General features: G+C 40.7%; 16 protein-coding genes. 6 read left to right on the forward strand and 10 right to left on the reverse strand.

Features of this window, described 5'->3' with window-relative positions:
* The 6 genes from ONT08_RS00535 to ONT08_RS00560 all read left to right on the forward strand — a co-directional run bounded on the left by ONT08_RS00535 (position 1) and on the right by ONT08_RS00560 (position 4,445).
* The gene (locus tag ONT08_RS00535) at positions 1-2,208 is read left to right on the forward strand and encodes a type IV secretory system conjugative DNA transfer family protein (protein WP_264958717.1); all 2,208 of its coding nucleotides are present in this window, start codon (positions 1-3) and stop codon (positions 2,206-2,208) included.
* 7 nt (positions 2,209-2,215) lie between these two features.
* Complete coding sequence (locus tag ONT08_RS00540) at positions 2,216-2,596, forward strand: hypothetical protein (protein ID WP_118085898.1); 381 nt, start codon at positions 2,216-2,218, stop codon at positions 2,594-2,596.
* A 21-nt stretch (positions 2,597-2,617) separates the two neighbouring features.
* A complete protein-coding gene (locus tag ONT08_RS00545; protein ID WP_264958720.1) occupies positions 2,618-2,896 on the forward strand; it encodes a hypothetical protein in 279 nt (92 codons plus the stop codon).
* Between the two features lie 129 nt (positions 2,897-3,025).
* Positions 3,026-3,589: a Panacea domain-containing protein gene (locus ONT08_RS00550; protein WP_119229276.1), complete on the forward strand. Its 564-nt coding sequence runs from the start codon at positions 3,026-3,028 to the stop codon at positions 3,587-3,589.
* Positions 3,583-4,080, forward strand: a complete 498-nt coding sequence (locus ONT08_RS00555; RefSeq protein WP_118085899.1) for a hypothetical protein — start codon at positions 3,583-3,585, stop codon at positions 4,078-4,080. Before ONT08_RS00550 ends, ONT08_RS00555 begins: the two co-directional genes overlap by 7 nt.
* Before the next feature lie 134 nt (positions 4,081-4,214).
* Positions 4,215-4,445 (forward strand): hypothetical protein, encoded by a 231-nt coding sequence (locus ONT08_RS00560; protein WP_367383311.1) that lies wholly within the window; start codon positions 4,215-4,217, stop codon positions 4,443-4,445.
* 101 nt (positions 4,446-4,546) lie between these two features.
* On the opposite strand, the gene ONT08_RS00565 is transcribed toward ONT08_RS00560, so the two are convergent.
* The 10 genes from ONT08_RS00565 to ONT08_RS00610 form a co-directional block, all read right to left on the reverse strand.
* On the reverse strand, positions 4,547-5,830 hold the full coding sequence (locus ONT08_RS00565) for a type II toxin-antitoxin system HipA family toxin (protein WP_118313345.1): 1,284 nt from the start codon (positions 5,828-5,830) through the stop codon (positions 4,547-4,549).
* Positions 5,831-5,832: 2 nt separating this feature from the next.
* Entirely contained in the window at positions 5,833-6,150 is a 318-nt protein-coding gene (locus ONT08_RS00570; protein WP_117586804.1) for a helix-turn-helix domain-containing protein, read from the reverse strand.
* A gap of 309 nt (positions 6,151-6,459) precedes the next feature.
* Positions 6,460-7,371, reverse strand: a complete 912-nt coding sequence (locus ONT08_RS00575; RefSeq protein ID WP_117586840.1) for a nucleotidyl transferase AbiEii/AbiGii toxin family protein — start codon at positions 7,369-7,371, stop codon at positions 6,460-6,462.
* On the reverse strand, positions 7,364-8,128 hold the full coding sequence (locus ONT08_RS00580) for a type IV toxin-antitoxin system AbiEi family antitoxin (RefSeq protein ID WP_117586803.1): 765 nt from the start codon (positions 8,126-8,128) through the stop codon (positions 7,364-7,366). The genes ONT08_RS00575 and ONT08_RS00580 overlap by 8 nt, the downstream gene beginning before the upstream one ends.
* Positions 8,129-8,295: 167 nt before the next feature.
* A complete protein-coding gene (locus ONT08_RS00585; protein WP_147337092.1) occupies positions 8,296-8,760 on the reverse strand; it encodes an ORF6N domain-containing protein in 465 nt (154 codons plus the stop codon).
* A gap of 29 nt (positions 8,761-8,789) precedes the next feature.
* Positions 8,790-8,972 (reverse strand): hypothetical protein, encoded by a 183-nt coding sequence (locus tag ONT08_RS00590; RefSeq protein WP_117586801.1) that lies wholly within the window; start codon positions 8,970-8,972, stop codon positions 8,790-8,792.
* Positions 8,969-9,844, reverse strand: a complete 876-nt coding sequence (locus ONT08_RS00595; protein WP_264958724.1) for a DUF7281 domain-containing protein — start codon at positions 9,842-9,844, stop codon at positions 8,969-8,971. Before ONT08_RS00595 ends, ONT08_RS00590 begins: the two co-directional genes overlap by 4 nt.
* Positions 9,845-13,519 carry an ATP-binding protein gene (locus ONT08_RS00600; RefSeq protein ID WP_217756393.1) on the reverse strand — a complete coding sequence of 1,225 codons (3,675 nt, stop codon included), beginning with the start codon at positions 13,517-13,519 and terminating at the stop codon, positions 9,845-9,847.
* Positions 13,516-14,049 (reverse strand): condensin complex protein MksE, encoded by a 534-nt coding sequence (locus tag ONT08_RS00605; protein WP_264958726.1) that lies wholly within the window; start codon positions 14,047-14,049, stop codon positions 13,516-13,518. Before ONT08_RS00605 ends, ONT08_RS00600 begins: the two co-directional genes overlap by 4 nt.
* A gap of 5 nt (positions 14,050-14,054) precedes the next feature.
* On the reverse strand, positions 14,055-15,269 hold the full coding sequence (locus tag ONT08_RS00610; RefSeq protein ID WP_254881221.1) for a hypothetical protein: 1,215 nt from the start codon (positions 15,267-15,269) through the stop codon (positions 14,055-14,057).
* Positions 15,270-15,373 lie beyond the last annotated feature (104 nt).

The following is a 15,373-nucleotide window of genomic DNA, read 5'->3' on the forward strand; positions in this document are numbered from 1 at the left end:
ATGGAAGAATCGAAAGAACTTCAAGGTCTCTACACCCTATTTCGAGTAGCCATCTACGTATCGTTGGTGTTAGAGTTTTTTATGTATGCCCTCGATCCATCCGCTTTGGATTTCTTGGGAGGTCTCATTACAGACATTCATTCTCGTCTTCACAGAATGTCTGTATATCAGTATTTGCCTTTCAGTAAACTGGTGACCGTAATGTTGGTCATCATCACCTGTATAGGAACAAAGAACAAGAAGCAGTTGGAGTTTGATGCCAGAAAGATGGTCTTTTGGCCAATATCCATAGGATTGTTACTTGTTACTCTATCTGTATTCTTATATAACTGGGATTGGCATAGTAGAATTTGGATTCTCAAAACAAACATTTGGTTCTACATGGCAGCATCCATCATAGGAACAGTGCTCATCCATGTTGCACTTGACAATGTTTCCAAATACTTCAGGGATGGTATATTGAAAGACCGCTTCAACTTCGAGAACGAGAGTTTCGAGCAAGCAGAAGAATTGGTGGAGAACAAGTATTCCGTAAACATACCTATGCGCTACTACTACCGAGGCAAGTTTCGCCATGGATGGATAAACATCATCAATCCCTTCAGAGGAACATGGGTAGTAGGTACACCAGGTAGTGGTAAGACATTCTCTGTGATAGAACCATATATAAGACAACACTCCAAGAAAGGCTTTGCCATGGTAGTATATGACTACAAGTTCCCTACCCTAGCAACCAAGCTCTATTACCATTACAGGAAGAACCAAGCTGCCGGAAACACTCCTGCGAACTGTAAGTTCAACATTATTAACTTCGTCAATGTAGAGTATTCCAGAAGAGTAAATCCTATTCAGCAAAAGTACATCAGCAACTTGGCTGCTGCAATGGAAACAGCCGAGACTTTGGTAGAATCCTTGCAAAAAGGACAAAAGGGAGGCGGCGGTAGTGATGACTTCTTCCAGAAGTCTGCAACCAACTTCCTCGCCGCTTGCATTTACTTCTTTGTGAACTACAACAAAGTGCCTTATGATAAAGATGGAAATATCCTTGATGCCCAATACGAGCAAGTTGAAGGAACATTCCATCAACGACTCACAGGTAGGGTCTATGCAAAAGGATGTCTGGGACAAGCAGACAAACTTGTGGAGCCAGCCTATTGGAAAGGGCAATACTCCGACATGCCTCATGTCCTATCCTTCCTCAACCACGACTACAAGGAAATCTTTGAGGTGTTGAATACAGATACAGAGGTGGCACCACTTCTTGGTCCGTTCCAAACAGCCTTTGAGAACAAGGCCATGGAACAGTTGGAAGGTATGATTGGTACACTTAGAGTTCAAATCTCTCGATTGGCCACAAAAGAAAGCTATTGGGTATTCAGTGGCGATGACTTTGACCTAAAGGTATCAGACCCTAAGAGTCCAAGCTACCTTCTCATAGCCAATGACCCAGAAATGGAATCCATCGTGGGAGCATTGAACGCTTTGATTCTGAACCGTCTTGTAACACGAGTGAACAGTGGACAGGGAAAGAATGTGCCTGTAAGTATCATTGTGGATGAGCTTCCTACGCTTTATTTCCATAAGATAGATCGTCTGATAGGAACTGCCCGAAGCAACAAGGTAGCAGTGACATTAGGTTTCCAGGAACTCCCACAGCTTGAAGCAGACTACAGTAAGGTAGGAAAAGATAAGATTATCACTACCGTTGGTAATGTAATCAGTGGTTCTGCGAGAAGTAAAGATACCTTGGACTGGCTTTCCGGAGATATTTTTGGCAAGGTAGTACAGTTGAAGAAAGGTATCACCATTGACCGAGATAGAACATCCATCAACCTCAATGAGAATATGGACAGCCTTGTTCCTGCCTCCAAAATTTCAGATATGGCATCTGGATGGATTTGCGGTCAGACAGCTAGAGACTTCACTGTTACAAAGACAGGTAGAAAGGGGGCCATGGATATCCAGAAAGCTGAGGAGTTCAAGACTTCCAAGTTCTTCTGCAAGACCAACTTCGACATGGACGAGATAAAGAAAGAGGAAGCAGACTATGCAAACTATCCTCTTCCGAAGTTCTATGTATTTGAATCTCCTGATGCCAAGGAGCGAATGCTCTCACAAAACTTCAGTAGAATCAACCAAGAAGTTGACGATATGATAAAGCATATTCAAACAGAATGCAAAAAAGAAAGTAAAACAAATAAAAAATAGAAAGAGTATGAAGAAGTATGATTTATATATTTTTTTCTTAGGTCTCATCACTGGTATATTCCTAACAGTTATAATTGCTATTTGTTATAACAATTATTACAATCAAGAAAGTTCAGACATCACCTTCTTTGAAAAACCAAAAGATTTTATCCCCATGAAAGAAATAGAGGTTTTTCAAGTTTTGGATGACAGTATAGCTTTGGCTAAATGCAATGACTTTGGTAGCGGTCATTATGGAACAGTTTTCCTAATAAAAGGCAATGAGAACTTATACGACGACCAAAAAATTGATTTGAGTCATTTTAGTGTTCAACAGATAGGAATATATCGCTATGAAACTCGTGATGATTTAGAAAAGGCAGTTCCTTTCATAGAAATTAAAAAATAATATTTACAGACTAGCAGCTTTATGGAAACAAGATTTAGAGAAAATGAATATTCTGGTGGTATTAAAGAAATGCGTTCCACTGATTATCGTGACGTTGAACAAGAAAAAAAGACGAATGCAATCGTTACTTATCGTAAGAAATATCTTATGTTATCCAAAGAAAGTGTAGCAAATATCATCTTGCAAGAAGGACATTTGTATGGAAGTGCCCTATTGAAAGCGTGCCAAAAGAATGGTAATCCTTCTATGTGCAAAGAGGCTCAGATTATTTTTTCCGATGATATAATCTGTTGGCTATAATATAAGGTTCAACGCTCCTGGTTCGCAAGAATCAGGAGTTTTTTGTTTGTAAGCCATAAAAACTCATAAAAGTTTGGAGATTAGAATTATTTGTCGTACTTTTGCAGCGGAATATAACGTTATAACAATATGAAATCACAGGAGCAGATAAACAAGATAGAAGCGGTTGTGTTGTATATATTGCAGCACTTCAAGGAAGGTTTGGACTATATCAAGCTGTTTAAAATCATGTATTTTGCACAACGTGAGTATTTGGCGACCTACGGTTTGACGATTGCCGAGGACACTTTTAAGGCACGTCAGTTAGGTCCTGTTCCGTCGCTCACCTACAAGGTGGTGAAGATGGCGGAGAACGGTGACGAATCGACAGACCTCAAAGGCTTCACTTCTTCTATTCGAGTGGACGAGAACCAAAATGTTTATGCCACGGCGGCACCAGATATGGACTATATAGCCGATATGGAAAAAGAGGAATTGGACAAGACGATAGCCAAGTACGGCAACGTTGACTCAAAACGACTTTCGGAGATGTCGCACGACAATGCCTACAAAGCAGTGTGCGAGCGAATGAAAGACGATCCACAGAAAGATGTGCTTACGCTTATTGACATAGCACGTGCCGGCGGTGCGACGGATGCGATGGTAAACCACATTCGCCAAGTGCAGATTATTAAGGAATCGATGGAATGTTGATAGATGATGTCAAAGGGGCATTGGCGGCACTTAAAACCGAGATGCAGGAAGACAGGCGAATAAAGTCGGGTGCTGACCTCAACGTGGGCGATATTGTCTATCAGAACATGGACAGAAGCGACGGTTTGGTACTTAACAAAGGTTACGATGACAGACTGAAATACTTTGTAATCGTTGGCAAAAACTCTAAGGGCGATGCCATAGGGCTTTGCCTAATAAACTCCGACTTGGATTTTTACCGTAACGTTCCAGCCATGCAACGCTTTCAGTACATTTTAAAAGCCGAAGACTACAAAGGCGTGTTGACAAAAGACAGCCGCTTGGATTGTGCACAGTTGTTTCCAATGAAGGCGAAAAAGAGCGTGGCGGTGAGAGCCGAGCGTGTTGGACATCTCACGGCAGAGGACGAAGCAAAGGTTTTGCCGCTTGTTGCGTCATGCGGATTTATTGACGCACACATGAGAAAGGTTTACAGAATAGGACAAAAATAAATAACGAACTAAAATACATTTAGATATGGACACAAACTATAACTTTATTCTTTTATCATCGCAGAAGATAATTTTAATCGAAAGAGACGATGGAAGAAAGAAACAAGTTATGGAGAAGAAAGCAACAGTATCGTTTGCTTAAGTCGAGAATCGTTAAGCGTGCCGATGGCTTCCGCGGTTTTATGTTGGACGATGGCACATATGTGCAACATCCACATTGGACACAGTTAATAAAGAGCCACTGGGCGCAAGTGTACAAGACCACTGGCACACCGTGCAGCTGCCCATTGTGCCAGGGCGAGAGCTATTCACGCCTCGCCTACGAGCACGAAACCAAACGAATTATCGAAGAATCGGAAATGTAAAAAAAGCATTTTGGTGAGAAATCACAAAGATTAAGCCGTGTTAGGGTAGCACCTCAATACGGCTTTTTGTGTGTCATGGACTTATGACACACTCACTTATTCTATCTATGTAGTGTAGAACCACATTTCCATTCCATCCCTTCTTCTATACGTTCTTGAAAAACTTTTAGATCACTTCTTGACAAACCGCATCTCAAAGCCATGCTCTCCCAATATTTCATATTGCGAGTAACATCCTTAATAATTCCTCTTGCAGTTGTCTCATCCAACATATAGCTTTCATGGGCATCATAAAGTACATCCAAGCTAGATTCATTGGTATAACCATCGATTAGCAAGGAATGGTAATATTTGTTGGTAGGGTTCATATCATAAGCTGGTGACAGGTGCCATCCATCCTTTTTCAAAAGGAAAGCATGATTTCTGAAATGGTCATCAGTATTGCCTATGCAAATATTGAACGCCACACGGCGATACAGTTCCTCCAATTCTTTTTCCATATCAACACTTCCATTGGCCACAATAAAATCCACAATATCAAGATACCCCTTTCCTGTACTTTCCCCATCACCATCGTTCAATCCCAACAATGTAAGAGAAGATGCCATGTGTATTCTCTTTCCATTCTCTGTTCTGTCAAACCTTTTAGACAAAAGGACATCACGACTATCCTTGCTTGAAACCACTCTGCACTCCGCAGCGTTTATACCACAATCCTTAGCCATAGAATGAGCAAAATATTCCCAACGTGAAATGTTTATCTCATCCCCTACAGAAGGAAATTTCGCAACATATAAATCTTCACCTTCCTTCACACAAGCCTTAGGTCTAGCTCCTCCCATAGAAGAACCTGGTTGGAATATTCGCTGAATCCATCTTGATTCAGGTTCCATTCTGTTCAACTCACTCTTCTCTATCTGACCTGCAGCCTCCAACAGTTCATCCAAGAACAAAATTGGTGGAATTGAATATGACTTATTATAACTTATGTAAGCATCTGTAGCTATGTCCTTGAAACGAAAAGCACCCATTCTTAAGGAATCCTCCACTCCTTTCAAGTAGTCCCAATCAGAAATATTTACCCTGCGTTCTCCAGAGTCTTTCATTTCCTGGTGGATTCTCAAATCAATAAGTCTTCGTCCCCATCTGTCAGGCAGTGCATCAGAGAATGTTCCAAATATTCTGTTTCTTGTAGGATTATATTGAACCCCAGGAAAAGATTGCAGCTCCTTTCCTAGATTTAAAGAAGGATGTCTTTTCAACCAGTCCTTATCATACTCAAAGGTATATACATCTGTCCCCCTCTGAGATTCATGCCCAAGAAGTCCTATAGTTTCCTCATTTTCAAGCCAATCAAAGTCGGCAACAACCTTAATTTTTTCCATTGTCATTTTCCTGTTACACGTTTTTTATTCTTTAGATCAATATCTTGTATGACCTTTCCCATCTCATCGTTCTTAGCAATGAGCAACAACTCATCAGGCATCTGCAGTGCATTCAAAACACGTGCCAATACCCCTACTGAAACTTCAGGTGAGCCACTTTCCAATCTTGCCAAAGTTTGGCGACTACATTGTGCTCTTGCTGCTACAATTTCCATGGTCAAGTTTCTCCTCATTCTCGCCATTTTAAGTTGCTCACCCATTACACAAAGATTCTCCGCCAGTTGTCTGGTCATCCAATTTGCTTTTGTAAACTTTGTCATTGCTTATAATGTTATATATACGCAACAAAGATACAAAATAAAGTTATATGAATATAACATTCCGCTCATTCTATAACTTTTTTTAATTTAAGTTTATCTGATATAACAAAAATTCTGAGGCACGACATTAATTCCATAGTCTTGGAGAGTTTTGGGCTTCAAGAACACATTGACATTCCCGACAACATAAGCACAAGCCTTGTCTCTCCCTTCGAAATACGGGGTTAGCTGATGGCTTACGGAATATCAAATGCAAGCAGAACTTCTTACGAGGATATGCTTTAGCTTATCTTCCATATAAGCCTTTTCCTAATACATCTTCAAGCCAAAATAGTCTGTCAATTTAGATATTGATTCTTCAAATTTCTTGGTGTTTGTATTTCTTAACTTGTTGATGTTCTGAAGTTTCCATTTCACGGATGGATAATCACCTAAATAACCAGAAGAACACAAACTCCATTCAGGTTCGCCTTTCTCATAAGATACGAGAAAGCGTTTATCTTCCTCTGTTAAGTTGTCATTAACCATCTGCACCAAATGATGCCTTGCCTCCTCGTAATCAGAATACGAGAATGGTATATCTGACATGCCTTCAAACTGTTTCTCCAATGCGTCAGACTGGTCTATTTGATGTGGACTTAATGATTCAATGATTGGCTTGTCACTGCCCAAAAGACAAAGCATAAAACCATCTTTTACATCGGCAAAAGATTCTATTTCCATATACTTGCAATCAAATAGATCACGAGGATGCTGACGGCTTAGAGCAGCTGTTATTTTTCCTCCATACAGCTGACTAAAACCTACAGTTCTAGCCTTGCATGCCATATTAAAATCTTCTTGTGCCTTAGCGCAAAGCATCAAGTCTTGTGTCGAACCTATAATACCTCTCTTTGTTCCGTTGACCTCAATCTTTACGGTAGCTCCTTCATGTGAGCACTGAAGTTTCCATACATCTGGCTTGTGAACGATATGTATGCCAGGGATGCTTCTTTCTATCATTATTTTTAGTTCCACAAGATGTTCATTGATGGTGTCAAGGCTAGTCTTGCGGTCTTGGATAGGAATGTAAGTAAGGTCTATGTCCACAGAATAGCGTGGCATATTCTTGTGGAACAGATTGATAGCTGTTCCACCATGTACGGCAAAGTCTTTGATGCGAAACACAGATGGCATTATTTTGATTAGCAATGCCACTTGACGGTGATATATATTATTCATAATCATAGAGTTCTTTTGGAATTGTCATTTTATATTTTGCTATATAGGTACCGCTCTTTGCGAGTTGCATTTTGCTGTCACCTATGTCTATCTTGGATGTATCGAGCATGTCATACCAATAATGGTTCGCTTTTTCTGCCATATATAGGAACAAGCGTTTTACTTTGTAGCTTGTCGTATGTTCGAGGAGTTCTTGCACAACCTTTGGACGAAGCGATGTAAGTTGTTCCATTATATAGTACAAGTCCATGAGCGAATATCTTTTGGAAGATAAAAGCAGACACTCCATAAAAGCCAATTCAGGCGATGATGCCAAAAGACTATACTTTTCTATTGGAACATTGGATGTTGGAACATACTGAAAAACATCTGTAGAGAACAATATGTAGTTATGGTCAAATATGTTTGTTTTAAGCCAACTTGGTGCTTTGTCATTTCCATGTGCCACCATCAGTGTTGGCTTTCCCATGGGTACATAATGATTGAATCCTTCCAACTCTAGCGCAGAATGAGCCGCAACACGATATTGTTTGCCCAATTGCTCATTGTAACAAGCCAAGGCGACTAAAGCGTTTCTGCCATTGCCTTTTATAGCCATAACTCCACGACTTAAGCTTTCCAGCCACCCTGAAGCCTTATACTTGTTCAAGAGTTGTCTGGAATATCCCTCTTCTTTCAGCCATTGCGAAAACATAAGCCCATTGGCATATCGAGAAAGAACAAGGCGTTTTATATTTCCTACCGTTTGTACACCCATAGTTTACCTATTTACTTATTTTTCAACCGCAAAGGTATAAAAATAATTTTATTCTACCAAATATTATACTTATTTTTATCCTAAAAACACATCTAAAGGTATACTAAGGACACCTTTAGACGTGTTTTTTACTCTATATTAACAGATGTAACATCGGCTGCGGAATATCAAATGCAAGCAGAACTTCTTGCGAGGATATGCTTTAGCTTATCTTCCATATAAGCCTCTTCCTTTTTCTTACCATACTCATCTTTGTATTCTGCAACCATGATATGTCGAAGAAGCTGCTGATGTTCCGTAAACGTTTCTATTATCTTAAACGCAACGTTTCTGGCTTCGTTGCTATCAATGAGAGTTGCCAACATAAAAATACCAGCTTCAGTGAAAGCGTGAGGTGAATTCCTTGAATATTTCAAGTTCTGAAGGTGGTCACATTTTGTTACCACCTCTTGTTTCTCACTATCTGTCAGTGTAATAAGAAAGTCCGAAGGGAATCTTTCTAAATTATTGTTTATAGCCTTGTTGACTGTATCTATGCCAACACCAAACAATTTTGCGGCATCAATGTCGAGAACCACTTGCTTGTCATTAATGCAAATGAACAAATTGTCTAACTTGTTTTGTATCATCATTATTATATTTCGGAAGTCCTTTTCTTCCACTAATTAAATTCTTCGAGTTCTTTCAGCAAATCGTCCATAGATTTAGCTTTCAGTTGACCATCCATTATTAACTTAACCTCACGAAGACCTTGGCAAATACGCGCAGTAAGGTCTATCTTCCTTTCTTTTTTAAAGGATAATAATGTTCTGTCTTTTCGTCTTGTCTTTCTTTTTGTGCTCATAGTTGGTTGTTTTGTTGTACTTCAATATATCCCTCCTGATCATAGGCTCGTTGGTACTTATGGATTAAGTCTATTAGCCTTTGAAGCTCTGGGATATTTGAGAATATGTTTTTTGATTCCGAATTTTGTTCACGATATCTTTCCCAAGAGCCGTTTTTTAAGCGTTCTTCTATATCTACAGGGATAAGAAATGAAGACCTCTCTCCCAAATATTTTTGAAACTCCGTGAGAAAGATTTGGATACCGTAGATATCAAAGTCCCCAAAGTGGACATAGCTGTTCGGGATATTCTTCAACCATAAGCGTAAGTCCAACGATTGTGGAAAACGTGAGACAAACAATATACGCCTATTTGGTAACAACGATGAAAACAAATTCTTTTGTTGACGAATAAGACGAAAATTTTCCATATTTTCTATACCCACTATCACCACATCCTTGGGTACCAAGAAGTTCTTCCAGTCAGAAACAAAGAGAAATGTCCCTTCTTGTGGTTGAACAACTATCTCTTGCCCATTTAATAGGCAAGAGATAGATTCGTAAGAATTTACAGGAAAGCCAGGACAGGAACGTACTTGTACTAATTTGGAATTTCCAGACGCAGCAGCTTGTTCCGAGCGTAAGGAATTTCCAGAATATATTCTTTTCATCACATCTAGATTTCCTAGTCGTTCATCAATTAGCCCCAATGCCTGTTCCAAAGTTAAAGGAGATGAAGCTATAATGCTTCGCTTGCTGCCATGGGAGCAATTAATAAGCGTACCATCACGAAGGAGTTCTTCCACCCATTCACCTCGCAAGGCACTGGCTGGAAGAGACTCGCCAGAACGTAGGCGAATGAGCTTTTCTATAAGCGATAGTGTTATCTTCATCTATTTATCCGTTATATCTGTTATCGTTTCTTTTTGCGAAATCAGAGGATGTACCACCGTCTGAGACTTGCCATCCTTGCTCAACAAGTAAGTGTATCGATAGTCCGATACATTATAGGTCGTCGGTGAGGAGTTTATCAACAGAATGTTACGAGCATTGGCGAAATCCAAGATACCTTTCACATTCTGAGGATGGAGCTTACCTATCTCATCCATCATGCAATGGATGCGGAAATCACCAAACTTGCGACTAACCTTCTCCTTGAACACATTGATGAGCATGATGTTAACCATAGCCTTGACCAACGTGTCCGTACCCTCACTACCTACATGAGACAACTTATCTGCCCAACCAGTGTCGTTGTCGTTCTCAATGATGCGGAACTTCAACTGGAACAAGTCGGAGAGTGAAAGCAACTGACGCTGTGGATTGTCTAAAAGCGACTTCATGAAGTCAAGCAGATAATCTACCGCCTTTTGGTTTACATCATCACGATTGGCAGATGAGAATAAATTGAGTTCACCCATAGCAAATTGGTTCTCATCATGGAAGTCCTTGATTCGCTTCATCAGTTGCACCATCTTATCGGCAGAAGGCACAGACTGGAGGGCTATCAATTTGATGACACCAGCAAAGTTGCGCTCACGGAAATCGTTGTTGATATCGTTGATAACCTTGTGTACGTCAGACTCATGGCGAGTCAGTTCTCCCATATCCTTGGAGATACGTGCCAAAATATCCACATATCGCTCACTCGTACGCCGACGATATTCCTCAATCATGTTGTTGACGAGAAAGTCATCAAGATTGTTGGCAAAAGCAAGATAGTCATCGTCAAGATTCAATTCCATACGGAAATGGAAAGTGTTCTTTGCCGAGAAATTGCCTTTGAAAACATTGACGCAGCCCTTGAACTGATTCTGCCGTGACTGTCGAGACACTATAATACCAGTCAACTCCTCTACTGTCTGTCCAGGACTGCGAAGCGTCTGATTCTCATGTCCCTCTGCCAAAATTGGCGGACATAGTTTTTCATCATGGGCAAAACGGTCAGCTTTCTGCAACTCTTCGTCTATATGATTTTTTTCCGAGAAACGTTCAGACAGTTCTTTACCAACAGAGTTCAACACATTCTGATACTTTTGTCTGCGAAGCTGATACTTCTCGCTTAATTGCTGGAGCTTTTCCATGACGAGTTTCTTCTGTGCCTTGAATTCATCCTCACGGTCGAAGAATTCTTCCTTGTCGTGGTGGTACTCAAAGACGAGCCTTCGATGCTCCTCTATATACTTCAACTCGGTCTCCGACATCCGTATGGCAGCTTGGCATTCCTCCACCAAACGAGTATCTGCACCGCGCCCATGTAGTTCTTCCAGTTCTTGCCTTTGCAGTTGCTGGAACTCCACATCCGTTTTCTGCTCTTGCTGTTTGATGTCTGCTCGTATCTCAGCCACTTGTTGCTCATGGAGCTTGATAGCTTCTACCTTTGCTTTTTGGTATTGCTTATCTATATTTGCCAACTGCTTCTGCTTATCAGTATTAACCTTGGCAAGCTCGGTTTCAGCCTCAGTCCTACGTTGAGCGTTCTCCTGTTGACGATTTTTCAGTTCTTGGCTTCTCTGTTCCACTTCTTGTTTTGCCTTGGAGACATAATCATCCATTTTTACTTGAATGGCTTTCCGTTTTTGCGGAATCGTACGAAGTTCTGTCTCATAGGCAGACTTTTGGAATCGCAACTCTTTCATCTTTGGAGAGAATTGATGTTTCAATTCCTCCACCTGCTTCTCTTGCTGTCCTTGCAACGAAGCATATTCATTTTTTTGCAAACGAAGCAAGGTATCAAGATGAGTTTTTTCCTCTTTTAGCTGAGTAGGCTTGCGTACCGAGAGTGGTAAGTCTGTGATGTCTAATTTTACTCCAAAGCATGAGGTTCCATCCCCTTTCTCTGGATGCAAACCTGTCTGGTACAACACATTTTCCTCATCGATTACCTTACCTATATTCTGCTCCCAATCATGCTTGTTCTCTTTCAACCATTCATAGAGCGAACCTTTTGTGCGAGACAATAGTTTCTCTATCTCTGTCAATTTCTTGGTGGTTTCATCTATTTCCTGCTGCTTTGCCTCCAACAGTTTGTTGGCATTAGCCAATATGGCAGCCTCCTGCTTATCATATTGCGCTTGCAACTGATTGATATTTGCCACAGAAGTAGCAATCAGACCATCCAATTCCTTTTCACGCAAAGCCAATTCTTCTATGTTTTGATGCAATCCATCCAGTTCGTCCTTGTAAGGTTGCCAATACTTGAGTTTCAAGATTTCCTTCTCCACCCCGACTTGCTCATCTTTCAGTTGTCCCATGACTTGGGTAGCAAGAAGTATCTTATCGGCAAAGGCAGCATCCACATCATCACGTTTCTTGGAATACTCAACGAGCATTCGTTCCATAGTCTGTTGATTTTCCTGTTTCAACTCAATGATGCGGTTGTTTTGTGCCTGACGGTAATTCTCCAACTGGTTCTTCACGCTTTGGCTAAGAGCCTTATATTTTGCCGTGACATCATTAAAACATGTGGTTATCTCCGCCAACCGAGCCTTATATTCTTCAAGCTTACCTCTTAGAATTTGCTCATTGGCATATCTCTTCAGCACGTCCTCTATTCGCTGGGTAGCATAGTATTCCTTACGCTCTTTCAGACGCTTGATTTGATCATTCACGACCCCCTGTTCTTGGTTAAGACCAGACTTTTCAGTGTCAAACTTCTGCTGTAGTTCATCGAGCAATCGGTTTTGCCGTCTTTGTTCTTCCTGAAGTTCATTTATCTTCTTCTCCACCAAAGGCAAACGCTCACGGAATGAACGCACTGCATAATTCAGTTCGCCACACAAATCCGTTATCTGCTGCTTCATATACAACAGCTCATGATAAACCTTCACCACAGCATCAGCTTGCTTGCGAACATCCGACTCACCCTTTTGATTGAGTCTATACCAACACGAGATGTCCTTATACTCCTGCTCAAAATCAGACACCTGGCTACGGAAATAGCCCAAATCTACATTTGCCTCTTCCTCGCTCATCGAACGAATGATGATGTCCTTGATGAAATTCGCATCCAAACGAGAATTTAGAAACACATTCTGTATACTACGTGGAATATTTTGATAGCGGTTAGTTTCCATCAGTTGGAAGCGAGCGAATTCCTTTCCTACCGTTTGCTTGTTGCCATAGAGTATATCACGATATTGCTCGTAGCGATCAATGATTTTACTCATGTAAGCACCAGCCAATCGCTCACGTATCACCTTGCTCTCAGCAGTCACCTCTCCATTTTTATCCACAAGCCATTCTTTACGAAACTCCGCATTAATAAAGCGATAGCAAGCACGCCCTATGTTTCGGAACATCAAGATAGAGAAAGGGCCATGCTCATGCTCAACCTCGTAAACAATATACGAATTGGCATGAGGCAAGTAAAAGTCATCAAAACCCTTCATCTCCTGAGGAATACCTAGATGCTTTTTATCGGCATTATAAAAGAAAAGGATGGCACGGAGCAAAGTACTCTTGCCTACTCCTTGTGTGCCGATGAAATGCACATTTCCATCCAGACGCACTTCCGCATAACGGATGTGTGCGCTATTCACGAATATGATTTTACGTAATGCTCTCATGCCTGTTCTGTTTCTATGATGGTAAGACAATCTATCAATTCCTCGATGTAATGAAAGGCTGCTGTCACTTTGTAGGTTCCGTCAAGTTCATTCTCTAGTTCAACAAATCCTTGTCGCTCCAAATCACTAACGAGTTTATCTATCTTTTCCTCATGGGTTTTGAGGTCGGGATAGAGATCACGTGCCTTGTTCTTTAGTTCGATGTCGCTAGAAAACTTCTCTTGGATATTGGATTTGCGAAAAGTAAACCCCGAACCAAAAGTAGGATTGAAAGTTTTGAGGAAATCTACACGGTTTATCCATTCCTTCATTCGCTGTACTTTGTCAGTCAGTTCCACCTTGCTCTCCGTGCGAGAGAAATAGTAATAACCATTTCCTCCCTCCAATAGGAATCCAATTTTCTCATAATATTCTTGGTATTCCTGAAAATTATCTTCTATGTCATCATAGAGAAGCGCACGCTGCATAGAGTTCTGAGAGACGAACCCACCCTTGCTCAATATGTCGAATATATCTTTTGTATAACGCATAACGATTAAACTATTTTTGGATAAATCAATGGGTACTTAATAGTACCGTACCAATGATACTCTTCACTTACGGAAAGTTCATCGAGGTATTGCGCCGCAATCTGGCAAAATAACACCAGTTTTTTTTCATCAGTCATCTGCTGACGATACCCTGAGTAATTCATAACAAAATGGAAAAGATGGTCTCCCGATGCCATGAATGCCGTTTTTACTTCATGTACATCCACCATCTGCCACACTTGTTGCTGTTCACTGAGTTCTTCTGGGGTCAGAGGTTCAGCAAGATTTCCCTTGCGCAACCGGTCGTTACCTTTTCCTTTCGCCATTTGCTTTAATACCAGGAGACCAATATCCGAAGTACGGAGCATAGTGAGCGACGCTTTCAAAGGGTAGCGTGGACGAGGTTCCATCCAAACAGGATTTTTTGCGTCCATTTTAGCCTCGACATCCGTGTTGGTCTCCAGCAACTTTTGGTCGTACAGATATTTGAGTTTCTGAAGCTTCTCGAAAAGTCGGTTCTGATATTCTACGAGATTAAGATAACTGATGATTTGTCTGTCTAACTCCAAGAGGTTATGATATACATCCCTCAATTGCAGTTTAACATCCGTCACCGTCTCACGAAGTTGCACATCCATAGCCACGATGAAAAAGGTAGCCTGTTTTTCGTCTATCACACGCTCACACTCATTGACAAGCGCAGCAATATCTTTACGTTTCTCATCAAGGCGTATCAACTTCTTTTTCTTATTGGAAAAGGTTGGTTCGTTTTTATATGTATTGTCTATGTTACGCTTTAAATCTATCACATTTCTTGTAGTTGTATAAGCTATATTACGAAGAATACGCTTTACATCTTTCAGATAGCCGTATTTGCGGTTGGGATTGTTCTCGTTTTGATAGTATTCAATGGCTGCGTTCAAGTTATCAATGCTCTCTTTCACACTAGCTACACTGATTTCCTCGTTTACTTCAAGCACCTCTTCGAAAAACTTCATATACATGTCCTCTAGTTCCACGAAATCACCATTGTCTCGGATAACGCCAAATCTCCGTAGATAATCAAGACTTTCATCCTTTCTTGAAGCTAAATCTCGTGCTATATCACGACGAAAGGAAAGTCGCTTACGATCTTGAAACAAGGCCATCAGCAACTTTCGCTCCCTATCCAAGGTGCGAATCAAATCGTCAAGAGACCGAAAATGTGAAATTGGATCCATAATTTTCAACTTTTAGTATTTAACATCTTCACTATTTCTACTGATTCCCATTACTTAATAGTTTTAATTAACTTCAATAAACCAGTTTTACTACTGCCTTCACA

Origin of the sequence: Segatella copri (assembly GCF_026015465.1) — a bacterium.
Classification (GTDB): Bacteria; Bacteroidota; Bacteroidia; order Bacteroidales; family Bacteroidaceae; genus Prevotella; species Prevotella copri_E.

Bases quoted from the DNA above. Each gene is read 5' to 3' on its own strand.
- ONT08_RS00535 (WP_264958717.1), top strand. From the start codon at position 1: ATGGAAGAATCGAAAGAACTTCAAGGTCTCTACACCCTATTTCGAGTA.
- ONT08_RS00540 (WP_118085898.1), top strand. From the start codon at position 2,216: ATGAAGAAGTATGATTTATATATTTTTTTCTTAGGTCTCATCACTGGT.
- ONT08_RS00545 (WP_264958720.1), top strand. From the start codon at position 2,618: ATGGAAACAAGATTTAGAGAAAATGAATATTCTGGTGGTATTAAAGAA.
- ONT08_RS00550 (WP_119229276.1), top strand. From the start codon at position 3,026: ATGAAATCACAGGAGCAGATAAACAAGATAGAAGCGGTTGTGTTGTAT.
- ONT08_RS00555 (WP_118085899.1), top strand. From the start codon at position 3,583: ATGTTGATAGATGATGTCAAAGGGGCATTGGCGGCACTTAAAACCGAG.
- ONT08_RS00565 (WP_118313345.1), bottom strand. From the start codon at position 5,830: ATGGAAAAAATTAAGGTTGTTGCCGACTTTGATTGGCTTGAAAATGAG.
- ONT08_RS00570 (WP_117586804.1), bottom strand. From the start codon at position 6,150: ATGACAAAGTTTACAAAAGCAAATTGGATGACCAGACAACTGGCGGAG.
- ONT08_RS00575 (WP_117586840.1), bottom strand. From the start codon at position 7,371: ATGAATAATATATATCACCGTCAAGTGGCATTGCTAATCAAAATAATG.
- ONT08_RS00580 (WP_117586803.1), bottom strand. From the start codon at position 8,128: ATGGGTGTACAAACGGTAGGAAATATAAAACGCCTTGTTCTTTCTCGA.
- ONT08_RS00585 (WP_147337092.1), bottom strand. From the start codon at position 8,760: ATGATGATACAAAACAAGTTAGACAATTTGTTCATTTGCATTAATGAC.
- ONT08_RS00590 (WP_117586801.1), bottom strand. From the start codon at position 8,972: ATGAGCACAAAAAGAAAGACAAGACGAAAAGACAGAACATTATTATCC.
- ONT08_RS00595 (WP_264958724.1), bottom strand. From the start codon at position 9,844: ATGAAGATAACACTATCGCTTATAGAAAAGCTCATTCGCCTACGTTCT.
- ONT08_RS00600 (WP_217756393.1), bottom strand. From the start codon at position 13,519: ATGAGAGCATTACGTAAAATCATATTCGTGAATAGCGCACACATCCGT.
- ONT08_RS00605 (WP_264958726.1), bottom strand. From the start codon at position 14,049: ATGCGTTATACAAAAGATATATTCGACATATTGAGCAAGGGTGGGTTC.
- ONT08_RS00610 (WP_254881221.1), bottom strand. From the start codon at position 15,269: ATGGATCCAATTTCACATTTTCGGTCTCTTGACGATTTGATTCGCACC.